Here is a 20877-nt window from a genome sequence, read left to right as displayed (position 1 = left end):
ACACATGGCATCAGCGTCCTCCTCCTTGTGTCTTCTGCGCCTGTCCGCTCTTGGCGATGTGACCCACGTAGTGCCGCTGGTGCGCACCCTGCAGGCCGCGCGCCCGGACACGCCGATCCACTGGATCATCGACAAGGTCGGGCAGAAGCTGCTTGATGGCCTGCCGGGCGTCACCTTCCATGCCTACGACAAGAAGACCGGCATGGCCGGGGTGAAGGAACTGCGCAAGCAGCTGCCGCCCGGGCGTTTCGAGGCGCTGCTGCAGATGCAGGTGGCGTTCCGCGCGAACGTGCTGTCGGCCTTCATTCCCGCCGAGCGCCGCATCGGCTACGACCGCAGCCGCTCCAAGGACCTGCACGGCCTCTTCATCAACGAACGCATCGCTGATCGCCCGGGCATCCATGTGCTCGATGCCATCGGCAGCTTCTGCGAGCCGCTGGGCCTGCGCCAGACCGACGTCAGCTGGGATCTGGCCGTGCCGCAGGCCGCCTATGACTGGGCCGCTGCGCAATGGCAGGACGATGGCCGGCCGGTGCTGATGATCTCGCCCTGCTCCAGCCACGTGCGCCGCAACTGGTACGCCGACCGCTATGCCGAGGTCGCCAACCATGCCGTCACGCGCGGCTGGCGGATCGTGCTGTGCGGTGGTCGCAGCGAACTGGAGCGCAGCATGGCCGACGCCATCCTGGCCCAGCTGGATGTTCCGGCGCTGGATCTGGTCGGCAAGGACACGCTGAAGCAGTTGCCGGCATTGCTGGCCCGCGCCAACCTGGTGATGACGCCGGACTCGGGCCCGATGCACATCGCCAACGCGATGGGCACCAAAGTGCTGGGCCTGCATGCGGCCAGCAACCCGAACCGCAGCGGCCCGTACTCGGACCGCCGCTACTGCGCGGACCGCTACGACGACGCAGCGCGCAAGTACCTGGGCAAGCAGGCCGCCGACCTCAAGTGGGGCACCAAGATCGAATTCGACGACGTGATGGAACTGATCACCGTCGAGGACGGCATTGCTGCGTTCGAGCGCTACGTGGCCGACCACCTGGGGTAAGTGGCGGACCGAACGGCTGAGCGGGGCCTGGTGGGTGCGGGCCCTGGTCCGCACTGTCCCGCAGCCCGATGGATCCATTGCATCGGGCTGCCTGGGATTACGCGCGCTGCGTGTAGTCCTGGTAGGACTTCTCTTCCACATAGGCCGAGCCCAGCGCCAGGTTGATCGCCTTCTTGATCCGCGCGCGTTCGTCGTTGCGCAGGTACACGCTGCGCGCCAGGTCGATGAACTCCTGATCGAAGGCCTGCGCCTTGTCCTTCAGGCGGATGTCGTCCTCGATCTCCCACAGCTGCTCGTTGACCGCCTTCAGCTCGGCACGCAGCTTGGCAATGTCCTTCACTGCCGCCGGGTGCGCCATCCAGGTGGTTTCCAGCGCGGACAGCTCCTTGCGTACGTTGGCCAGCTTGCCTTCGTCACTGATGCGCTCGGACTTGATCTGCAGGATCGAGATCTTGTCCAGCAGCTCGCCGAATGAAACGGGGACGAGGATTTCAGCGGTCATGGGGGCGCTCCAGCAAATGATGCGCACATGGTAACCCGCAGCGCACGGCGGGCAGAGGCATCCACGCATGGCGTGGATCTACTGATCTGTCTGGAGGAACAAGGCCCTCTGTTGAGGGGCTGCCCCGACAGGGGCGGGGAGAGGCCGGCAAAGGGAGGGGCCCGAACGTTGCACCGCAACGTTTGGGGCGACGCGCGCAGCGCCGTCGCATCCCCGCGCCAGATAAAAAGAAAAGGGCTGCCTTTCGGCAGCCCTTTTCTTTTTATCTGGCGGAGAGGGGGGGATTCGAACCCCCGAGGCGCTATAAACGCCTGCCTGATTTCGAGTCAGGTACATTCAACCGCTCTGCCACCTCTCCAGATGTTCCCCGGCGAACCGGGGACGCGCATCATACGAGGAAGCGCGGCTGACGACAAGTCATTGTGGCCCGCGAAGTGAAATTTTCCTGACTGCATGGCTTGCCGGATGTCCGCTTGGCCGTGATGATGCCGTTCTCCCCGGCATTACCCCGTCCCCAGCAGCCACCATGATCGAATTCGGACATCTCACCCACCCCGGCCTGCGCCGCGAGCTCAACGAGGACACCTATTACGGTGACGGCGAGCTGGCCCTGTGGCTGGTGGCCGACGGCATGGGCGGGCACGCCTGCGGCGAAGTGGCCAGCGCACTGGCGCGCGAGACCATCGTCCGCGAGATCCGCCGTGGCGCGCCGTTGGCGCAGGCGATCCGCACGGCCGACGAAGAGATCATCCGTGCCTCGCGCCGGCGCAACGACAGCCTGCCGATGGGCACCACCGTGGTCGCTGCACGGGTGCAGGGCAACCGCTACGAAGTGGCCTGGGTCGGCGACAGCCGCGCCTATCTGTGGCGCGATGGCCAGCTTGCCCAGCTCAGCCAGGACCACAGCGTGGTGCAGGAACTGGTCGCGCAGGGCAACCTGACCGCCGAGCAGGCGCGCGCCCATCCGCACCGCAACGTGGTCACCCAGGCACTGGGCGTCACCGACCCGGCACACCTGAACGTGGCAACCACCAGCGGCGAGCTGCGCCCGGGCATGCAGTTGCTGCTGTGCAGTGATGGCCTGACCGAGGAAGTGGATGACCGCGGCATCGCCCGCACCCTCGCCTTCGACGATGCCAGCGCGCAGGAATGCGTGGACAGCCTGGTCGCCACCGCCCTCGACGGCGGCGGCTCGGACAACATCACCGTGATCCTGGTGCGCTGCCACTGAAGCCGGCTGGAGGGAAGCCCCCTGAGTCAGGGGGCGGCCGCGAAGCGGCGGGGGTATGGATGCTGGTGAGACGGGGCCCACGATTTGCAACGCAAATTGTGGGGCGGCAGCGCGACTGCGCTGGCGCGTCATCGGACAACATCACCGTGATCCTGGTGCGCTGCCACTGACCAGCGCCATCCACGCATGGCGTGGATCTACAGTAGAGCCACGCCATGCGTGGCTGCATTTCGCACCTGTCACCCCCGCCATGCGTAGCTGCCGCGGTCGCCTACGCGCTCGCAGCCTCTTCCACCTTCGGGCCGTCCCACAACGCGTGGCCGGCCTTCTTGCGCAGCCGCTCCAGACGCGCCGCATGCGCTTCCTGTTCCGACGGCGTAGCCACCACGCGCGGGCGCGGCAGCAGCTTGGATGCATCGAACGCCTGCAGCGCCGCAGCGCCACCGGCATCATCATCGCCCAGCCCGAAGCCGATCTCCTCCTGGCCCGAGGTCAGTGCGATGTACACATCGCCCAGGATCTGCGCATCCAGCAGACCGCCATGCAGGGCGCGGTGCGAGTTGTCCACGCCCAGCCGCTTGCACAGCGCATCCAGCGAGTTGCGCTGCCCCGGGAAACGCTCGCGCGCCAGCGCCAGGGTATCGATCACCGTGCAGCGATCGGTGATCTTCCCGTACTGCTCGCCGAGCAGGGACAGCTCGTTGTCGAGGAAGCCCAGATCGAACGCGGCGTTGTGGATGATCAGCTCGGCGCCATCGATGAAGGCCAGGAACTCCTCCACGACCTGCGCAAACTCCGGCTTGTCTGCCAGGAATTCCAGGGTCAGGCCGGTCACTTCCTGCGCGCCCTGTTCGAATTCGCAGTCGGGCTTCAGGTACTGGTGATAGGTGTTGCCGGTCGGGCGGCGCTTGAACAACTCGACGCAGCCGATTTCGACGACGCGGTTGCCCTTCTTCCACTCCAGGCCGGTGGTTTCGGTATCAAGGATGATCTGACGCATGGGCTCAGTTTACCGGGCTGCCGTCGCGGATCTGGATCGCGGCGTTGCGGGCCAGGGTATCCACGCGTTCATTGTCCGGGTCGCCGGAGTGTCCTTTCACCCAGCGCCAATCGATCTGGTGCCGCAGCGTGGCGGCCTGCAGGCGCTCCCACAGTTCACGGTTCTTCACCGGATCACCGCCGGCGGTCTTCCAGTTCTTGCGGATCCAGCCCGGCAGCCACTGGGTCAGGCCCTGCCGTACGTACTGCGAATCGGTGTAGAGGACGATCTCGCAGGGTTCGGTCAGCGATTCCAGGCCGGAAATGGCCGCCATCAGCTCCATCCGATTGTTGGTGGTATGCGCTTCACCACCGCTCAGTTCGCGCTCATGCCCTTTGTAGCGCAGCAGCGCCGCCCAGCCGCCGGGGCCGGGATTGCCGAGGCAGGAACCGTCGGTGTGGATTTCGATGGTTTTCAATACAACTCCAGATCAGGTAGCAACGGTGCCGTGCCAGCGCACGGGCAACGGGGTCGGCCCGGGCAGGGCCAGCGTGCGTTTTTCAGCGTGGAACAGGCAGGCCGCGCGCAGGGGGGCCCAGCCGCCGCGACGGCGGCTGCCGGCCCCCTGCCACATCGGCCCCAGGTAGCGCGTGTCCTCGCATTCCAGCCCATGGCGCTCAAGCAGCTGGCGGATCCGCTGCGGCGTGCGCACCGCCAGCCCGTGCTGGCGCCATCGGGTGCGGAACGGGCTGAACGGATTGAGGCTGGTCAGCCACAGATGGCCGCCGGGCATCAACACGCGTTCGCATTCGTCCAGCAGATGGTCAGCATCACCGACGGTCACATGCTGCAGCACGATGGCGTTGACGCTCTCGTTGGGCAGCGGCAACGGCAGTGCGCAGCGGGTATCGCCGGCGTAACCACTGCCCTGGCGATGCAGGCGCAGGCCGCGCCCGCCCAGCTGCGCATCTGCCAGCCAAGCGGCGCTGGGGGCGATCCACAACCAGGGCCGGGCCGGCAGCAGCGACAGCTGCGGCAGCAGCAGTTGCCGTTCGAGCACGCGCAAGGCCTCCGCCGGTTCGCTGTCGAACCACGGGGCCTGGCTCGCTTGACGGGTGCTCTGCAGCGCGGGCATGGTCCAATTCTATGCGACTGACTGCCCTGCCCGCATTTGCGGACAATTACATCTGGATGCTGATCGCCGACGACGGTGCTGCCGTGGTCGTCGATCCCGGCGACGCTGCGCCGGTACTGGCGCTGGCTGCCCAAGGCGTGCGCGTGGACACCATCCTGCTCACCCATCATCACGACGATCACATCGGTGGCGTGCCGGCGCTGCAGGCGCGTTTCCCTGGCGTGCGCGTGGTCGCACCGGTCGAAGAGCGCATCCCGATGGCCACCGAGCGGGTCGGCGAAGGTGAACGTGTTCAGGCACTGGGCCAGATGTTCCACGTACTATCCGTCCCCGGGCACACCCGCAGCCACATCGCGTTTCACACCGCTGAACAGCTTTTCAGCGGAGATTCGTTGTTCAGCCTGGGCTGTGGACGCCTGTTCGAAGGTACGCCGTCCCAGCTGCTGGCATCGATGCGCAAGCTGGGTGCCCTGCCCGCGCAACTGCTGCTGTGTTGCGCTCACGAGTACACCGTGTCAAATGCCGTCTTCGCGCGGCATGTCGACCCCGCCAACGCTGCCTTGTTGCAGCGCCAAGAGGAGGCTTTGGCCATGCGCCGCGATGACCGTTCCACCCTGCCAGTATCCCTGGCCGATGAAATTGCCTGTAATCCGTTCCTGCGTACCCACACTGCGCCCATCCGCGCGGCCGTGTCGGCGCACCTGGGGCGCGAGGTCGTGGACGACGTCGACGTCATGGCCGGTCTCCGGCACTGGAAAGACGGCTTCCGCGCATGAGTCGCCGAAGTCTGCCGCTGGCCCTGGGCCTTGTCCTGGGGTTGGCCGGAACTGCCGGCGCACAATCGCTGGGCGCCGGCATCAGCCAGAACCTGACCGCCGCCTCGGCCCTGCCGCTGGATCCGTCAACGCTGCCGGCCGCATCGGTCCGCAACGGCCAGGAGATCTTCTCCAGCTTCCGCGACGGCCTGGCCGAACCCACCTGTGACGCCGAGGCCACCAGCCCGCGCTGGCAGAAGCAGTTCGCCCACGCCCCTTCGCGGCTGGCCAACCAGGATGATGACGCGCTGGTGCTGTTCGGCTATGTGGTCGAAGAGCTGCGCAAAGCCAACCTGCCCACCGAATTCGCCCTGATTCCCTTCGTCGAAAGCGGCTACCGGCCCAATGCCCGCAACGGCAGCGGCCCGACCGGCCTGTGGCAGTTCATCGCCACTACTGCCCGCAACCATCGCGTGCCGATGAGCAACAACTACGACGGCCGGCTGTCTGCAGTGGAGTCCACCCAGGCCGCCGTGCGCTACCTGAAGACCCTGCATGGCATGTTCGGTGGCGACTGGCGCCTGGCCACCATGGCCTACAACGCCGGCGAGTACCGCGTGCTGCAGTCCATGCGCAAGGCCGGCATGAACGCGCAGAACGCCAAGCCGGCCGGCCTGCCCGGTCTGTCGCCGGTCACCCACGCCTACGTCGAGAAGCTGCATGCCTTGGCCTGCGTGCTGGAAGACGTGGAAGACCAGCCGGGCGTGATGGCCTCGCTGGACCGCACCGTCCCGGTGCTGAAGGACCACACCCTGCCGGCGGGCACCAGCGTCCAGCAGTGGGCCGCCCAGCGCGCCCTGGACCCGGCGAAGATCGCCCGCTTGAATCCGGCACTGGCCGCCGGCAACCGCCCGACGGGCACGGCCCGCGTGCTGGCCCCGGTCTCAGCGTCCAACGCGAACGTTGCCGACATCGCCAGCACGGCCGTTGCCACCGCACTGGCCAGCACCGCCAGCGCGGCGCCGAGCCCGCAGGTGGCAAAGGTGGTCGCGTCGGCTGCTGATCGCCCGCGCAACCGCCGCCACACCGTGCGCAACGGCGAATCGGCCTGGACCATCGCCCGTCGCTACGGCATGCCGGTGAAGGCACTGTTGTCGCTGAACGGCTTGAGCGGCAGCAGCGTGCTGAAGCCAGGCGCGGTTCTGCGCGTCGAAGACTGAGGTCGGCGCGGCGCTGCCGCGCGGTTCACGGCCAACGGCGGAGCCCCTCGCAGGTGCCCGGATCGCTCGTATGCGGCCGGGCAGGCGGGCTGCGCAGGGGCCGCTGCAAGTACATCCCTGTAAGCTCGGTCGCCGCATCCATGCGGCTCACGCCCCTGCGCAGCCCACCTGCCCGGCCGCGGACAAATTCTGGCGGCACCCACGGATCAGAAGATGAAGAGCAGGGGCAGGAGCAGGTCGCTTCGCTTCTGGTAGCGGCCGACCTTGGTCGGCACTCATCGCGCAGGTCACGGTTTGATCGTGGTTGCGACAACAAAAAAAGGCCCGGCAATGCCGGGCCTTTTCGTTCCTGCTCGCCAGAGGCTTACAGGTTCGCTTCGGTGGTCTGCACCAGGAAGCTCTTGCGCATCGCGTCGATGTACGCCTTGGCAGCAGCCATGCCGTCGATCTGGCTCAGCTGGTCCTTCAACTGCTTCTGCTGTTCGGCGGTCACTTCCTTGATGTCGCCCGGGTTGACCTTGTTCACCGCGAAGACCAGTGCATGGCCGTTGACGTCGATCTTGCCGTAGCTCGGCTTGCCTTCGGCAGGCAGCGGGGCGCTGAAGATCGCGCGGTTGATCTCCGGGGTCGGCACCGGCTGGCTGCGCGGCAGGCCCGGCATCGGGCTCAGCTGCAGCTTCTCGCTGGCAGCCAGCGACTGCAGGGTCGCGCCCGCCTTCAGCTTGGCCAGCAGGGCATCAGCGGCCTTGTCACCGGCCTGGCGCTGACGGTCCGCACGGATCGCGGCGATCACCTGCTCACGTGCCTTGTCCAGCGGCATCGCCTGCTCCGGGGTATGCGCGGCAACACGGATCACCACGCTGTGGTTGCTGCTGCCACCCAGGGCGATCGGATCGCTGGCGGTACCGTCCTGCACCAGGACGTCGGAGAAGGCAGCACGCAGCACGGCCGGATCAGCGGCAATGCCGGTGGCGGTGGTGCGCGTGATCGGGCCCAGCGTCTGCATCGGCAGGCCGACGTCCTTGGCGGCTGCGGCCAGGTCGCTCGGGCTCTTGTTGATGGCATCGACCAGGCGGCCTGCCAGATCGTTGAAGCCACGCTCACCGTCGGCCTTCAGCTGCTCGGCTGCCAGGGTGTCACGCACTTCTTCAAACGACTTGCCCTGGCCGCCACGAACCGCAGCGACCTTGATGATGTGGAAGCCGAAGTCGGTCTTGACCGGGCCGATCACTTCACCGGCCTTGGCGCCAAACAGTGCGTCTTCAAACGGCTTGACCATCGCGCCGCGTTCCACCCAACCCAGGTCACCGCCCTGCGCCTTGGAACCGGGATCTTCCGAGTTCGCCTTGGCCAGCGCGGCAAAGTCGGCACCTGCCGCCTTTGCTTCGACAGCCAACTTGGCGGCCTTGGCTTCAGCACCGTCGCCGGTGATCAGGATATGCGCCGCCTGGCGCTGTTCCGGCGTGGTGAACTTGGCCTTCTCGTCTTCATAGCGCTTGCGCAGGGTCGCCTCGTCGGCCGCGGTCGGCGCCGGCAGGTTCGCACCATTGAGCTCGACATATTCCAGCGACACCGATTCGGCCTGGCGGAAATCCTTGCCATGGCTGTCGTACCACTGCTTGATCTGCGCGTCGGTCACCGGCGCGGTATCAACCGGAACTTCCGGCAGCGCGGCCAGTTCCACATCGCGGGTTTCGCCCAGCAGCTTCAACAGACGCTCGGTCTCGGCCTGGGTGACAAAGCCGGAGTTCTGCAGGCCCGACGGGATCACCGACTGCTGCAGGCTCTCACGTACCAGTTCCTGGAACTGGGTCGGCGTGCGCGGCGGATTGCCACCGGCCAGGGCCAGACGGTAATTGCTCTCGCTGAACTTGCCGTCGGCGCCCAGGAAGCCCGGAATGGTGGTGATGTATTCGCGCACAGCGCCGTCGCCAATCACGACACCGGCCTGCTCACCGACCAGGCGCACGACCTGCTCGTCGATCAACTGGTCGAGTACCGCCAGCTTGTTCTCGGTGCTTTCGAACGCGCGCGGGTCGAAGTTCTCGCCCTGCTGCTGGCGTTCGCGCATGCGTTCCTGCTCGAAACGGGTGCGGAAATCCTGTGCGCTGATCTCATGGTGCTGCCACATCATGCGCACCGGCCACCAGGACGGTGCCGAGCGCCACCAGGTCGGCGGTGCCGAAACCTTGGCTACGTTCTGTGCGCCGACGCCACCGAGGTAGCTGTTGTCGATCACGAACAGGAACGGAATCATCAGCAGCCCCAGGATCACGGTAACGATCCAGCCTGAGGTCTTGTCGCGGAGTTTCTGCAGCATGGTGAGGAATCACAAGGCTTGATTGGCGAGCCCGGCAGTGTAACCCGCTTCGCGGCGTGGACCAAAAGCAGTGCCGACGGGGCCTGGCGCCATCCTGGCCAGGCGATCGACACGATCGCGCGCATCAAACGATGAAAACGACGCAAAGAAAAAGCCCCCGACTTGCGTCGAGGGCTCTTAGAGTTGGCGGAGCGGACGGGACTCGAACCCGCGACCTCCGGCGTGACAGGCCAGCATTCTAACCAGCTGAACTACCGCTCCGCGCTTGAAACTTTGCAGGCGCTCAGTATATCCGAAGACTTCCTGAAAACCTACCCCGCTGAACACTTTTTTCAAAGTTTTTTCACGAGGATTTAAGAGTTTTGCAATGGCGGAGCGGACGGGACTCGAACCCGCGACCTCCGGCGTGACAGGCCAGCATTCTAACCAGCTGAACTACCGCTCCGTATTGCAGACCTCTTTGTTTTCTCTGCAACCGGGTGGTTGGAGAGAAAACAAGGCCCCCAGCTTTTCGGCCGGGGGCCTCGTTGAAAATGGCGGAGCGGACGGGACTCGAACCCGCGACCTCCGGCGTGACAGGCCAGCATTCTAACCAGCTGAACTACCGCTCCACATTTCAAACTTACCGCGGTGCTGTGGTGGGTGCTGAGGGTTTCGAACCCCCGACCCTCTCCGTGTAAAGGAGACGCTCTACCGCTGAGCTAAGCACCCCAGCGAGCCGCTTAGTTTACAGCATCCTTCAGGGCCTTACCAGCCTTGAACGACGGATTCTTCGAAGCAGCGATCTTGATGGTGTCGCCGGTCTTCGGGTTGCGGCCGGTGCGGGCAGCACGGTCGCGGACCTGGAAGGTACCGAAGCCAACCAGGGTGACCGCATCGCCGTCCTTCAGCGCCTTGGTGACGGCAGCAACGACGGCATCGACAGCGCGGCTGGACTCGGCCTTGGTCAGGTCGGCAGCTTCAGCAACGGCATCGATCAATTCGGTCTTGTTCATTCTTTACAACTCCTTTGGCGGTGGGTTCCGCGTATTCGACAGGGAAGCAACCGCACGACGTCTGCATGCGGTTGCCATGTGGAAACGGTTCGCCGAATTCAGTGAGCGCTGACTGCGATCACTCATTCGCGAGTGCTGCTTTTATACCAGCGGCCCTACCCCCACGCAAGCTGGAAAGCCAGCAACGACGCGGGTTTCAAGCATTTCGACAGGACGCATCAATGCTTGACGCGCGCGTTTCCACTCGGTTTGGCCTTGCTGCGCACCGTGACGCGCTGCGCACTCTTGCGCGTCTTCTTGGGTGCCAGCGGACGTTCCAGCGCCAGATCGAGCACTTCGTCGATGTACTTCACCGGCACGATCTCCAGATCGCGGGTGACGTTGGCCGGAATGTCGGCAAGATCCTTGCGGTTCTCATCAGGGATGATCACCGTGCGGATTCCGCCGCGCAGGGCAGCCAGCAACTTCTCCTTCAAGCCGCCGATCGCAGTGACGCGACCACGCAGGGTGATTTCGCCGGTCATCGCCACATCGGCGCGCACAGCCACCTTGGTCAGCATCGACACCAGCGAGGTCACCATTGCCGCACCGGCGCTGGGGCCATCCTTCGGTGTCGCACCATCGGGCACATGCAGATGCACGTCGTGCTTCTGCAGGAAGTCCGCATCGATGCCGAAGCGTTCGGCACGCGAACGCACCACCGACAACGCCGCCGACGCCGATTCCTTCATCACGTTGCCGAGCTGGCCGGTCAGGATCAGCTGGCCCTTGCCCGGTACCAGCGTCGATTCGATCTGCAGCAGATCGCCACCGACTTCGGTCCACGCCAGGCCGGTGACCAGGCCGATCTCGTTCTCTTCTTCGGCGCGGCCGAAGTCGAAGCGACGCACGCCCAGGTACTTGTCCAGGTTCTTGCTGGACACGCTCACCAGCGCCTTGGACTTGCGCGCGCCCTTCTTCGCCTTCGCCACCGGCTGCGGTCCACCCAGCGCGATCTCCTTCACCACCTTGCGGCAGATCTTGGCGATTTCGCGTTCCAGGTTGCGCACGCCGGATTCGCGCGTGTAGTAGCGCACGATGTCCTGGATCGCATCGCTGCCGATCTCCAGCTCTTCCGGCTTCAGGCCATTGGCCTTGATCTGCTTGGGAGCCAGGTAACGGGTGGCGATGTTGAGCTTCTCATCCTCGGTGTAACCGGGGATGCGGATCACTTCCATGCGGTCCAGCAGCGGACCCGGAATGTTGAGCGAGTTCGAGGTGGCCACGAACATCACTTCGGACAGGTCCAGGTCCACTTCCAGGTAGTGGTCGTTGAATGCGTTGTTCTGCTCGGGGTCGAGCACTTCCAGCAGCGCCGAAGACGGATCGCCGCGGAAGTCCATCGACATCTTGTCGATCTCGTCCAGCACGAACAGCGGGTTCTTGCTGCCAACCTTGTTGAGGTTCTGCACGATGCGGCCCGGCATCGAACCGACATAGGTACGACGGTGGCCACGGATCTCGGCTTCGTCGCGCACGCCGCCCAGCGACATGCGCACGAACTTGCGGTTGGTGGCCTTGGCGATGGACTGGCCCAGCGAGGTCTTGCCCACGCCCGGCGGTCCGACCAGGCACAGGATCGGGCCCTTCATCTGCTTCACACGCGACTGCACCGCCAGGTATTCAAGGATGCGTTCCTTGACCTTCTCCAGGCCGTAGTGATCGGCATCGAGGGTGTCCTGCGCGGCCTTGAGGTCCTTGCGCACCTTGCTGCGCTTCTTCCACGGCACGCCCAGCAGCCACTCCAGGTAGTTGCGCACGACCGCTGCTTCGGCGGACATCGGCGACATCTGCTTGAGCTTGTTGAGCTCGTTGCGCGCCTTGGTTTCCACCGGCTTGGGCATGCCCGCTTCGGCAATCTTGCGCGCCAGCTCTTCCAGTTCGCCCGGCGCGTCGTCAAGGTCGCCCAGCTCCTTCTGGATGGCCTTCATCTGTTCGTTGAGGTAGTACTCGCGCTGGCTCTTTTCCATCTGCGACTTCACGCGGCCGCGGATGCGCTTTTCCATCTGCTGCACGTCGATCTCGCCGTCGACCAGACCGACCAGCATCTCCAGGCGTTCGCCCACGGCCAGCGTTTCCAGCAGGCGCTGCTTGTCCGACAACCGCACGCTGATATGCGCGGCGATGGTGTCGGCCAGGCGGGTCGGCTCATCGATGCCGGCCAGGGTCTGCAGCAGCTCCGGCGGCAGCTTGCGGTTGGTCTTGACGTACTGCTCGAACAGCGACATCAGCGAGCGGGCGATGGCCTCGATCTCGCGCGGCTCGCGTGCATCGGTGGCGTCGATTTCGACGGCCTGGCCGTGCAGCGATCCATCGCGCTCGCTGACGCTGGTCACCTGCACGCGTGACAGGCCTTCGACCAGCACCTTGATGGTGCCGTCGGGCAGCTTCAGCAGCTGCAGCACCTGCGCCAGGGTGCCGACCTGGTAGAGGTCGGCGGCCTGCGGGTCATCGGTCTCGGCCGACTTCTGCGCCAGCAGCAGGATGCGCTTGTCCGCTTCCATTGCCTGTTCCAGCGCATGCATGGACTTGTCGCGGCCGACGAACAGCGGGATGACCATGTGCGGGAATACCACTACGTCGCGCAGCGGCAGGACCGGCAGGTCGAGGGTCTCACTTGGGGAACGGGCCATGGGGGCTCCAGGGAAGGGGAAAACCGTCTCCGGGAGGGCATCTTCCGGAGACAAAAAAAGCCGATGGCCCCGTTATGGGGCCATCGGCTTTCAGATGCAAGACGTTCCGAGAAAATTCTTTCTATTCAACAAGTTGAAAGAATCATTCGGCGCCAGCGGCCTTCTGTTCAGGGGCCGGCGGGGTCTGGTAGATCAGGTACGGCTCGGACTTGTGCTCGATCACCGATTCATCCACGACAACCTTGCTGACGTTTTCCTGCGACGGCAGGTCGTACATGGTGTCCAGCAGGACCGATTCGACGATGGTACGCAGGCCACGGGCACCGGTCTTGCGCTTGAGCGCCTTCTTGGCGATGGCCGACAACGCGTCCGGACGGAACTCCAGTTCCACGTTTTCCATCTCGAACAGCTTCTTGAACTGCTTGGTGATGGCGTTCTTCGGCTCGGTCAGGATGCGGATCAGGGCCGGCTCGTCCAGCTCCTCCAGGGTCGCGACCACCGGCAGGCGGCCCACGAACTCGGGAATCAGGCCGAACTTGATCAGGTCTTCCGGCTCGACTTCGGCCAGCACCTTGCCCACTTCCTGCTTGCGCTCGCTGCTCTTCACCTTGGCACCGAAGCCAATGCCGCCGGAGTCGTTGGAACGCTGCTGGATCACCTTGTCCAGACCAGCGAACGCGCCGCCGCAGATGAACAGGATGTTCTTGGTGTCCACCTGCAGGAATTCCTGCTGCGGGTGCTTGCGGCCACCCTGCGGCGGAACGCTGGCCACGGTGCCTTCGATCAGCTTCAACAGGGCCTGCTGCACGCCTTCGCCGGACACATCGCGGGTGATCGACGGGTTCTCGCTCTTGCGCGAGATCTTGTCGATTTCATCGATGTAGACGATGCCCTGCTGTGCCTTCTCGACGTCGTAGTCGCACTTCTGCAGCAGCTTCTGGATGATGTTCTCCACGTCCTCGCCCACGTAACCGGCTTCGGTCAGCGTGGTGGCGTCGGCCATGGTGAACGGCACGTTGAGCAGGCGGGCCAGGGTCTCGGCCAGCAGGGTCTTGCCCGAACCGGTCGGACCGACCAGCAGGATGTTCGACTTCGCCAGCTCGACTTCGTCGTTCTTCTGGCGGCTCTCGATGCGCTTGTAGTGGTTGTACACGGCCACGGCCAACGTCCGCTTCGCGCGGTTCTGGCCGATCACGTACTGGTCGAGCACCTCGAGGATCTCGCGCGGCTTGGGCAGCGAACTGCGTGCCGACTGCGCCTTTTCCTCAAGCTCTTCACGGATGATGTCGTTGCACAGCTCCACGCACTCATCACAGATGAACACGCTCGGACCGGCAATCAGCTTGCGCACTTCATGCTGGCTCTTGCCGCAGAAAGAGCAGTAGAGGATCTTGCCGGTGTCCGTGGAACGACCTTGGCGGTCTTCGCTCATGCTTCGCTTACCCAGTTACGCCACCCGCTGAACGGGGGTTCGATTCGAGAATAACACAGGGCCGGAGGGACATCAGTCCACCCGACCCTGCAGGAACGGGGCCTGCCATGGCCCCGTGAGTGCCGGTCAGCCGGCCTGGATCGACTCTTCCGGACGACGCTCCAGGACCTGGTCAACCAGGCCGTAGGCGACCGCATCGACCGCGCTCTTGAAGTTGTCGCGCTCGGTATCACGCGCGATGGTCTCCAGCGACTGCCCGGTGTGCTTGGCCAGCACTTCGTTCAGGCGCGCGCGCAGGGTCAGGATCTCGCGTGCGTGGATGTCGATGTCGGTGGCCTGGCCCTGGAAGCCGCCCAGCGGCTGGTGGATCATCACCCGCGAGTTCGGCAGCGCATAGCGCTTGCCCGCCGCACCGGAAGCCAGCAGCAGCGCGCCCATCGAGGCGGCCTGGCCGACGCAGATGGTGCTCACGTCCGGCTTGATGTACTGCATGGTGTCGTAGATCGCCATACCGGCGGTGACCACGCCACCCGGCGAGTTGATGTAGATGCTGATGTCCTTTTCCGGGTTTTCCGCTTCCAGGAACAGCAGCTGCGCCACCACCACGTTGGCCATGTGATCGTCGATCGGGCCAACCAGGAAGATCAGGCGCTCCTTCAACAGGCGCGAATAGATGTCGTAGGCACGCTCGCCGCGGCTGGTCTGCTCGACCACCATGGGAACCATGTTCAGGGCTTTGGTTCGGTTGTCCATTTCGTGAGGTACCTATCTTGGGGGGAAACACCCCCGCGCCAGGGCTGGCGCGGGGTATCCGGCAATCCGCCAGGGATTACTGGCGGATCGCGTCCTGGAACGACAGCTTTTCTTCAGTGTGCTGGGCGCGCTCGGCGATCCAGTCGATCACCTGCTCTTCCATCACGCGGTTCTGCAGGCCAGACATCAGCTGGGGGTCGTTGCGGTACATCTCAATGACCTGCTCCGGCTCTTCGTAGGTCGAAGCGATCAGACGCATCGTTTCATTCAGACGCTTCGGCTCCAGGCGCAGGTCGTTGCTGCGGGCCACTTCGCCGACCACCAGGCCGACCAGCACGCGCTTGGCAGCAGCGTCCTTGAAGCCTTCGTGGGCGTCGGCCGGGATCTCGCCCGGGTTGCGGCCGCTGCGGCGGATCTGCTCGACCTGCTGGGCCAGCATGGCGCGGGCTTCGTTCTCGACCAGGCGCGGCGGCATTTCCACCGAAGCGTAGGCCGCGATCAGCTGCTCGCCGACTTCACGACGCAGGCGGTTCATCAGCGCGCCCTTCAGCTCGCGCTCGAGGTTGGCACGGATGTCGCTGCGGAACTGCTCGACGTCGCCGCCCTTCACGCCGAAGCTCTTGATGAAGGCTTCATCGACCGCCGGCACGACCGGCTCGGAGACGTCGGTGACCTTGACGGTGACCTGCACGGTCTTGCCCGCCAGCGCCGGCACGCGCCAGTCAGCCGGGAACTCGACGTCCAGGGTCTTCTCTTCGTCCTTGGCCAGGCCGACCAGGCCCTGCTCGATGGTCTCGAACATCATGCCCTGACCGAGCACGATGCTGCCCTTCTCGGTGCCTTCCGCCGGCAGGCGCTCGTCACCGGCCTGCGACCAGGTTTCCAGTGCGACCAGGTCGCCGTCCTGCGCGGCACGGGTGACCGGCGACCAGCTGCGACGCTGGGTCTGCAGGTTCTCGATCATCTGGTCGATGTCGGCATCGGTGATCTCGGCGGTGTGGCGCACGACGGTCAGCTTGCTGACGTCGATGTCACCGAAGTCCGGCACCACTTCGACGGTGGCCACGAAGGAGAACTCGCCCTCGTCACCCTTGTCGATGCGCGGGCTGCCGACGATGCGCAGGTCGTGCTCGCGCACGGCGGCGTCGAAGGTTTCGCGCAGCAGGCCGTCCAGCGCCTCGCCACGGACCTGCGCACCGAAGCGCTGCTCGATCACCTTGGCAGGCACTTTGCCCGGACGGAAACCCTTGATGCGGGTGGTGCGGGCGATTTCGCCCAGGCGGCCGTTGATGTGGCTCTGCAGACGGTCTTCCGGCAGCGAGAAGCTCAGGCGGCGTTCCAGGTTGCCGATGGTTTCGATCGAAGCTTGCATGTTGACTCCTGCCACCGGTGGCGCCCTGGCCCCCGGCTCGATGATGGATGAAACGGTTGTAAGGACACGACGTCGATGACGCGCCTGCTTGCCGCAGCCCTTTAGTTTCGCCCAATTCGGGCGGCGCCGCCAGCATGGCGGGGCGCAGGGGTTGACGCGGAATGCCCGACTGGGCGGGGGACGGGCCGGCCTGGTGCGAAAGGGGGGACTCGAACCCCCACGCCTTGCGGCACTGGAACCTAAATCCAGGGCGTCTACCAATTCCGCCACTTTCGCGTGGCCGGCTCAGGCGTTCATTGTTGCAGGCGGGGGCGGAAAGCGGAAGGCTTCCACAAAACTGAATACGCAATTTGATGGAGAAAGCGGCCCGGGCGGCGGGTGCCGACCCGGGCCACCGGATCAATGCGCGGGCTGCACCTGCCCGGACGCCGCACCGTCGCTGCCCACCGCAGCATCGCGCTGGCGGGCCTCAAGCGTCGCGCCGTCTTCAGGGCGCTTCATTTCAACCGTCTCCGCAGGCACCCCCTCCCCCGTTGCCTGGGCCGGACGCATTGCCATCGCCGTGTCGACCGGTTGCGCGGGCACATGCTCGACATCCGCAGCGCGCTCCACCGTCCGCGCGTGATCCGGCGCTGCCCCGGCAGTGGCGGCGTCGTCCGCCCTGCAACCTGACAGCACGATCACCGTCAGGCCGGACAGCATCAGACCCACAGTCCTGTTAATGGCCATCAAAGCATTCCTCATGCATGCGCCTTCGGCGCGGAACACCCATTGGGAGCGATGCCGATGGCAACCGGTGAGAAGCAGCTCACAGCATTGAACATGCCGATGACGCATTTGACGCTGATTTCAGCCGTGCTTCAGTAGATCCACGCCATGCGTGGATTGCGCGTTTCGTACAGCCTTCATCCACGCAGGGCGCGGACCTACCAGTGGTGTCGAAGGCAAGAAAAAAGCCACTTGGCGGACCAAGTGGCTTTCGTCTGGTGGGCTGTCAAGGATTCGAACCTTGGGGACGCGGCTGCGCATTCGCGCTGCCGCCCCACGCGCTGCTGCGCATCGCGCGGGCCCCTCTCTCCAACACCCACATCCCCCGGCTTCGCCGCGCCCCCTTGACTCAAGGGGGCTATCCTCCAGCCGGCTCCACGCCAGCGGAAACATAAAGAAAAAAGCCACTTGGCGGACCAAGTGGCTTTCGTCTGGTGGGCTGTCAAGGATTCGAACCTTGGACCTATTGATTAAGAGTCAACTGCTCTACCAACTGAGCTAACAGCCCGAAATCGGGGGCGAATTATGACCCGATCCGCGAGGGCGTTGCAAGTACTTTCTTCAACCTGGTTGAAACAAGCACTGCAACCGGCGATCCATCGCGAAGGGTTACATCTGAAGAAAAAAGCCACCGGGCGGACCCGATGGCTTCTGTCTTGGTGGGCTGTCAAGGATTCGAACCTTGGACCTATTGATTAAGAGTCAACTGCTCTACCAACTGAGCTAACAGCCCTTGAAACTCAGACGCACATTGTAGCGTGCACTCTGTTTATTGCAATACCGTTTCGGCGCTGCCGACGCGGTTGAATCAGTGGGGTGGCTGAGGGGATTCGAACCCCCGACCACCGGAATCACAATCCGGTACTCTAACCAACTGAGCTACAGCCACCACTGAAACTTTCGCTTCACCGTCGATACTGCCGACGTTGACGCTTGATACGTTGCCCGAGGACTGTCACCGAAGTTCCGGTCCGCCGAAGCGAGTCCGACATTCTGGTGGAGTCGCCAGGGTTTTGCAAGCACTTCTTCACATCCGCCAGCTACGTTCCGGTGCCGCACCAATGGCGCGCCCGACAGGAATCGAACCTGTAACCGCCGGCTTAGAAGGCCGGTGCTCTATCCAGTTGAGCTACGGGCGCCCGAACCGGAACGGCGTCCAATCCGACGTGACGTGGATTGGTCGGGGTAGAGGGATTCGAACCCCCGACATCCTGCTCCCAAAGCAGGCGCGCTACCAGACTGCGCTATACCCCGGTGTTGCAATCCCCTCGGGCGTGGACCCGGGGAGCTGGCCATTGTGGCCAAGCGTCGTGCGAACTGTCAACGCGCAATCCCTGCCCCACCCCGCCATGACCACAGCTTACGCAGCCATCGGCTATGCTCGCAGCCATCGGCCGGATGGCCGAATCGCCCCCCTTTTCGCACGGAGACCTCGCATGCGCAGCGGCAACCCGGCTCTTTCCGAGTCGACCTTCCTCGATCTGGCCAGTGGCTCGGTGGTGACCAGCCCCGACCAGGCCATGACCATCAACGGCACCGTCAACAAGACCGGCCTCCTGCTGCTGTTGACCGTGCTGACCGCCGCCTTCGCCTGGAACCAGAGCGTGGACGACTATGGCCAGGTGATGGCCGGCGCCAAGATGTACGCCATGGGCGGCGCGATCGGCGGCCTGGTGCTGGCCCTGATCACCATCTTCAAGAAGGAGTGGTCGCCGGTCACCGCGCCGATGTATGCGCTGGTGGAAGGCCTGTTCCTGGGTGCGATTTCCGCGCTGTTCGAACTGCGCTTCCCGGGCATCGTTTTCCAGGCGGTGCTGCTGACCTTCGGCACCCTGTTCGCATTGCTGATTGCCTACCGCAGCGGCGTGATCAAGGCCACCGAGAACTTCAAGCTCGGCGTGGTCGCTGCCACAGGCGGCATCGCCCTGCTGTACCTGGCTTCGTTCGTGTTGTCGTTCTTCAACATCCAGGTGCCGCTGATCCATTCCTCAAGCGGCTGGGGCATCGCCTTCAGCCTGTTCGTGGTGGTGGTTGCTGCGCTGAACCTTGTGCTGGACTTCGATTTCATCGAAACCGGCGCAGCCCAGCGCGCACCGAAGTACATGGAATGGTATGGCGCATTCGGCCTGATGGTGACCCTGGTCTGGCTGTATGTGGAGTTCCTGCGCCTGCTGTCGAAGATCCAGCAACGCTGATCCTGGTCATGCCGTAAACGACAAGGCCGCGATCCGTCGGGATCGCGGCCTTTTTTGTAGCGTCGAGCACGCTCGACTCCCCCGGAAACACACCCATGGCAGACACCCTCCCTCCCCGCTTCCACAGCTATCGCCCGGCCGACGGCCATCGCCTGCCACATGATCCGTTCAACGCCATCATCGGCCCGCGCCCCATTGGCTGGATCTCCAGTCGTGACGCCGACAGCAATGTGAACCTGGCGCCCTACAGCTTCTTCAACGCCTTCAACTACACGCCGCCGATCATTGGTTTCAGCAGCCAGGGGCGCAAGGATTCGCTGCGCAACATCGAAGCCACCGGCGAGTTTGTCTGGAACCTCGCCACATTCGATCTGGCCCAGGCAATGAACGAAAGCTGCCGCGCAGTCGCGCCCGAAGTGGACGAGTTCGCATTGGCGGGGCTGACACCACTGCCATCGGAGCAGGTTGCACCGCCGCGCGTGGCGCAGAGCCCGGTAAGCATGGAGTGCCGCTGCACGCAGATCGTGCGCCTGCGTGATGCGGCCGGTAACGACACCAATGGCTGGCTGGTACTGGGAGAAGTGGTCGCCGTGCATATCGATACGCGGTTGCTCGTCGACGGCATCTACGACACTGCAGCAAGCGACACCATCCTGCGCGGCGGCGGACCGGCCGACTATTTCCGGATCACTGCCGAGCAACGCTTCCGCATGCTGCGGCCCGCCTGAGGCCTCATCCCGCCGCCCCACGGGACAGCAGCAACGGCAACGACGAGGCCAGCATGGCAACGCCGGAGGCCGTCAACAGCCCCAGCACGATCTGCCGGAAACGCGCTTCACTGATACCGACATACAGCCTCGCCCCCAGCAGCGTTGGCACCAGCATCGCCGGCGCGACGATGGCGAAGTACGGCAGCATCTGCCGGGTCACCATGCCGGTACCGACATAGGTGGCCATGGTCACCGCCAGCATCGCCAGGTTGAAGTTCTGGATGACCGCGCGCTGCTCGTCCTTGCCGAAGCCACGCAGCGTGCTCCACAGCGTCGGCACCGGCCCGGCGAAGCCGCCGATGCCACTGAGCACGCCGCCAGCCATGCCGGCCAATGCGTCGCCAACCCGACCACCCACGGTGACCGGTGGCAACGAACGCGCCATCAGCATCACCGGGCACCACAGCGCGAGGAATCCTCCCAGCAGCGCCTTGAACCAGACCATGTCCAGCTGTGGCAGCACCAGCACGCCCAGCGGAATGCCCGCCAACCCGCCGAGCACGAACGGCAGCAGCAGGCGCAGGTTGAAGCCACGGCGCACGGTGAACACCGCCAGCAACTGGCCGACCAGCGCGCCGAACACCGACAGCGTCGCCGCAAGCCGGGGATCCAGCCCCCACGCCCAGAACGACATCGCGACCATGCCGAACGCGAAACCCGACAGGCCCTGTACGAACCCCGCGACGATCGCACCCAGCGCGACCAGCAGATACACCGACTCCATCCC

At 64.7% G+C, this 20877-nt stretch carries 18 protein-coding genes and 11 tRNA genes; 6 read left to right on the top strand and 23 right to left on the bottom strand.

What is annotated here, in order from left to right:
* Positions 1-4 precede the first annotated feature (4 nt).
* Complete coding sequence (locus AC27VL_RS03675) at positions 5-1051, top strand: glycosyltransferase family 9 protein (protein ID WP_099819185.1); 1047 nt, start codon at positions 5-7, stop codon at positions 1049-1051.
* Between the two features lie 97 nt (positions 1052-1148).
* Here the strand turns inward: AC27VL_RS03675 and AC27VL_RS03670 are convergent, their stop codons facing one another.
* Together AC27VL_RS03670 and AC27VL_RS03665 are read right to left on the bottom strand one after the other, a co-directional pair.
* Entirely contained in the window at positions 1149-1553 is a 405-nt protein-coding gene (locus tag AC27VL_RS03670) for a DUF6165 family protein (protein WP_191078628.1), read from the bottom strand.
* A gap of 267 nt (positions 1554-1820) precedes the next feature.
* Positions 1821-1911 (bottom strand) — tRNA-Ser (locus tag AC27VL_RS03665).
* A gap of 168 nt (positions 1912-2079) precedes the next feature.
* On the opposite strand from AC27VL_RS03665, the gene AC27VL_RS03660 reads away from it, so the two are divergent.
* The gene (locus tag AC27VL_RS03660; RefSeq protein WP_099819184.1) at positions 2080-2784 is read left to right on the top strand and encodes a PP2C family protein-serine/threonine phosphatase; all 705 of its coding nucleotides are present in this window, start codon (positions 2080-2082) and stop codon (positions 2782-2784) included.
* A gap of 271 nt (positions 2785-3055) precedes the next feature.
* On the opposite strand, the gene dnaQ is transcribed toward AC27VL_RS03660, so the two are convergent.
* From dnaQ to AC27VL_RS03645, 3 genes are read right to left on the bottom strand one after another with little or no spacing between them, the layout of a single operon-like run.
* The gene (dnaQ, locus tag AC27VL_RS03655) at positions 3056-3784 is read right to left on the bottom strand and encodes a DNA polymerase III subunit epsilon (protein ID WP_025878156.1); all 729 of its coding nucleotides are present in this window, start codon (positions 3782-3784) and stop codon (positions 3056-3058) included.
* Between the two features lie 4 nt (positions 3785-3788).
* Complete coding sequence (rnhA, locus tag AC27VL_RS03650; protein ID WP_025878155.1) at positions 3789-4241, bottom strand: ribonuclease HI; 453 nt, start codon at positions 4239-4241, stop codon at positions 3789-3791.
* A gap of 12 nt (positions 4242-4253) precedes the next feature.
* On the bottom strand, positions 4254-4898 hold the full coding sequence (locus tag AC27VL_RS03645) for a class I SAM-dependent methyltransferase (RefSeq protein ID WP_100551681.1): 645 nt from the start codon (positions 4896-4898) through the stop codon (positions 4254-4256).
* Between the two features lie 11 nt (positions 4899-4909).
* Between AC27VL_RS03645 and gloB the strand changes: the two genes are divergently transcribed.
* Together gloB and AC27VL_RS03635 are read left to right on the top strand one after the other, a co-directional pair.
* Positions 4910-5674: a hydroxyacylglutathione hydrolase gene (gene gloB / locus AC27VL_RS03640; RefSeq protein ID WP_100551680.1), complete on the top strand. Its 765-nt coding sequence runs from the start codon at positions 4910-4912 to the stop codon at positions 5672-5674.
* A complete protein-coding gene (locus AC27VL_RS03635; RefSeq protein ID WP_488765564.1) occupies positions 5671-6873 on the top strand; it encodes a lytic transglycosylase domain-containing protein in 1203 nt (400 codons plus the stop codon). The genes gloB and AC27VL_RS03635 overlap by 4 nt, the downstream gene beginning before the upstream one ends.
* 364 nt (positions 6874-7237) lie before the next feature.
* Here AC27VL_RS03635 and AC27VL_RS03630 read toward each other — a convergent pair whose 3' ends face one another.
* The 17 genes from AC27VL_RS03630 to AC27VL_RS03550 form a co-directional block, all read right to left on the bottom strand.
* Positions 7238-9193, bottom strand: coding sequence for a peptidyl-prolyl cis-trans isomerase (locus AC27VL_RS03630; protein WP_488765562.1), 1956 nt, complete (start codon positions 9191-9193; stop codon positions 7238-7240).
* Positions 9194-9377: 184 nt separating this feature from the next.
* Positions 9378-9454, bottom strand: a tRNA-Asp gene (locus tag AC27VL_RS03625).
* A gap of 107 nt (positions 9455-9561) precedes the next feature.
* Positions 9562-9638: transfer RNA gene (locus AC27VL_RS03620), tRNA-Asp, on the bottom strand.
* A gap of 89 nt (positions 9639-9727) precedes the next feature.
* Positions 9728-9804, bottom strand: a tRNA-Asp gene (locus AC27VL_RS03615).
* Between the two features lie 25 nt (positions 9805-9829).
* Positions 9830-9904, bottom strand: a tRNA-Val gene (locus AC27VL_RS03610).
* Between the two features lie 11 nt (positions 9905-9915).
* On the bottom strand, positions 9916-10188 hold the full coding sequence (locus tag AC27VL_RS03605) for an HU family DNA-binding protein (protein ID WP_004146343.1): 273 nt from the start codon (positions 10186-10188) through the stop codon (positions 9916-9918).
* A 218-nt stretch (positions 10189-10406) separates the two neighbouring features.
* The gene (gene lon / locus AC27VL_RS03600) at positions 10407-12860 is read right to left on the bottom strand and encodes an endopeptidase La (protein ID WP_089239112.1); all 2454 of its coding nucleotides are present in this window, start codon (positions 12858-12860) and stop codon (positions 10407-10409) included.
* Between the two features lie 142 nt (positions 12861-13002).
* On the bottom strand, positions 13003-14292 hold the full coding sequence (gene clpX / locus AC27VL_RS03595; RefSeq protein ID WP_089239110.1) for an ATP-dependent Clp protease ATP-binding subunit ClpX: 1290 nt from the start codon (positions 14290-14292) through the stop codon (positions 13003-13005).
* A gap of 126 nt (positions 14293-14418) precedes the next feature.
* The gene (gene clpP, locus AC27VL_RS03590; RefSeq protein WP_025878142.1) at positions 14419-15045 is read right to left on the bottom strand and encodes an ATP-dependent Clp endopeptidase proteolytic subunit ClpP; all 627 of its coding nucleotides are present in this window, start codon (positions 15043-15045) and stop codon (positions 14419-14421) included.
* Between the two features lie 76 nt (positions 15046-15121).
* Positions 15122-16417 carry a trigger factor gene (tig, locus tag AC27VL_RS03585; protein ID WP_099819176.1) on the bottom strand — a complete coding sequence of 432 codons (1296 nt, stop codon included), beginning with the start codon at positions 16415-16417 and terminating at the stop codon, positions 15122-15124.
* A gap of 191 nt (positions 16418-16608) precedes the next feature.
* Positions 16609-16693, bottom strand: a tRNA-Leu gene (locus tag AC27VL_RS03580).
* 123 nt (positions 16694-16816) lie between these two features.
* Positions 16817-17146, bottom strand: coding sequence for a hypothetical protein (locus AC27VL_RS03575; protein ID WP_488765558.1), 330 nt, complete (start codon positions 17144-17146; stop codon positions 16817-16819).
* 471 nt (positions 17147-17617) lie between these two features.
* Positions 17618-17693: transfer RNA gene (locus AC27VL_RS03570), tRNA-Lys, on the bottom strand.
* A gap of 149 nt (positions 17694-17842) precedes the next feature.
* Positions 17843-17918, bottom strand: a tRNA-Lys gene (locus AC27VL_RS03565).
* 79 nt (positions 17919-17997) lie between these two features.
* A tRNA-His gene (locus tag AC27VL_RS03560) sits at positions 17998-18074 on the bottom strand.
* 173 nt (positions 18075-18247) lie between these two features.
* Positions 18248-18324 (bottom strand) — tRNA-Arg (locus tag AC27VL_RS03555).
* 38 nt (positions 18325-18362) lie between these two features.
* Positions 18363-18439, bottom strand: a tRNA-Pro gene (locus AC27VL_RS03550).
* Positions 18440-18621: 182 nt separating this feature from the next.
* Between AC27VL_RS03550 and AC27VL_RS03545 the strand changes: the two genes are divergently transcribed.
* Both AC27VL_RS03545 and AC27VL_RS03540 read left to right on the top strand, forming a co-directional pair.
* Positions 18622-19380 carry a Bax inhibitor-1/YccA family protein gene (locus AC27VL_RS03545; protein WP_346559893.1) on the top strand — a complete coding sequence of 253 codons (759 nt, stop codon included), beginning with the start codon at positions 18622-18624 and terminating at the stop codon, positions 19378-19380.
* A 95-nt stretch (positions 19381-19475) separates the two neighbouring features.
* Positions 19476-20108, top strand: coding sequence for a flavin reductase family protein (locus tag AC27VL_RS03540; RefSeq protein WP_100551674.1), 633 nt, complete (start codon positions 19476-19478; stop codon positions 20106-20108).
* 4 nt (positions 20109-20112) lie between these two features.
* On the opposite strand, the gene AC27VL_RS03535 is transcribed toward AC27VL_RS03540, so the two are convergent.
* Positions 20113-20874 (bottom strand): sulfite exporter TauE/SafE family protein, encoded by a 762-nt coding sequence (locus tag AC27VL_RS03535; protein WP_100551673.1) that lies wholly within the window; start codon positions 20872-20874, stop codon positions 20113-20115.
* Positions 20875-20877 lie beyond the last annotated feature (3 nt).

It is taken from the genome of Stenotrophomonas sp. 14P6.2.3, from assembly GCF_057799055.1.
The sequence above is the reverse complement of the archived record's forward strand: the minus strand, read 5'-3'. Positions and strand labels throughout refer to the sequence as shown.

Excerpts from the sequence above, each read along its gene's own strand:
- AC27VL_RS03575 (WP_488765558.1), bottom strand. The coding sequence starts at position 17,146 with ATGGCCATTAACAGGACTGTGGGTCTGATGCTGTCCGGCCTGACGGTG.
- AC27VL_RS03605 (WP_004146343.1), bottom strand. The coding sequence starts at position 10,188 with ATGAACAAGACCGAATTGATCGATGCCGTTGCTGAAGCTGCCGACCTG.
- clpX (WP_089239110.1), bottom strand. The coding sequence starts at position 14,292 with ATGAGCGAAGACCGCCAAGGTCGTTCCACGGACACCGGCAAGATCCTC.
- clpP (WP_025878142.1), bottom strand. The coding sequence starts at position 15,045 with ATGGACAACCGAACCAAAGCCCTGAACATGGTTCCCATGGTGGTCGAG.
- gloB (WP_100551680.1), top strand. The coding sequence starts at position 4,910 with ATGCGACTGACTGCCCTGCCCGCATTTGCGGACAATTACATCTGGATG.
- AC27VL_RS03535 (WP_100551673.1), bottom strand. The coding sequence starts at position 20,874 with ATGGAGTCGGTGTATCTGCTGGTCGCGCTGGGTGCGATCGTCGCGGGG.
- AC27VL_RS03635 (WP_488765564.1), top strand. The coding sequence starts at position 5,671 with ATGAGTCGCCGAAGTCTGCCGCTGGCCCTGGGCCTTGTCCTGGGGTTG.
- AC27VL_RS03540 (WP_100551674.1), top strand. The coding sequence starts at position 19,476 with ATGGCAGACACCCTCCCTCCCCGCTTCCACAGCTATCGCCCGGCCGAC.
- dnaQ (WP_025878156.1), bottom strand. The coding sequence starts at position 3,784 with ATGCGTCAGATCATCCTTGATACCGAAACCACCGGCCTGGAGTGGAAG.
- AC27VL_RS03670 (WP_191078628.1), bottom strand. The coding sequence starts at position 1,553 with ATGACCGCTGAAATCCTCGTCCCCGTTTCATTCGGCGAGCTGCTGGAC.
- tig (WP_099819176.1), bottom strand. The coding sequence starts at position 16,417 with ATGCAAGCTTCGATCGAAACCATCGGCAACCTGGAACGCCGCCTGAGC.
- AC27VL_RS03645 (WP_100551681.1), bottom strand. The coding sequence starts at position 4,898 with ATGCCCGCGCTGCAGAGCACCCGTCAAGCGAGCCAGGCCCCGTGGTTC.
- AC27VL_RS03675 (WP_099819185.1), top strand. The coding sequence starts at position 5 with ATGGCATCAGCGTCCTCCTCCTTGTGTCTTCTGCGCCTGTCCGCTCTT.
- AC27VL_RS03630 (WP_488765562.1), bottom strand. The coding sequence starts at position 9,193 with ATGCTGCAGAAACTCCGCGACAAGACCTCAGGCTGGATCGTTACCGTG.
- lon (WP_089239112.1), bottom strand. The coding sequence starts at position 12,860 with ATGGCCCGTTCCCCAAGTGAGACCCTCGACCTGCCGGTCCTGCCGCTG.
- AC27VL_RS03660 (WP_099819184.1), top strand. The coding sequence starts at position 2,080 with ATGATCGAATTCGGACATCTCACCCACCCCGGCCTGCGCCGCGAGCTC.
- AC27VL_RS03545 (WP_346559893.1), top strand. The coding sequence starts at position 18,622 with ATGCGCAGCGGCAACCCGGCTCTTTCCGAGTCGACCTTCCTCGATCTG.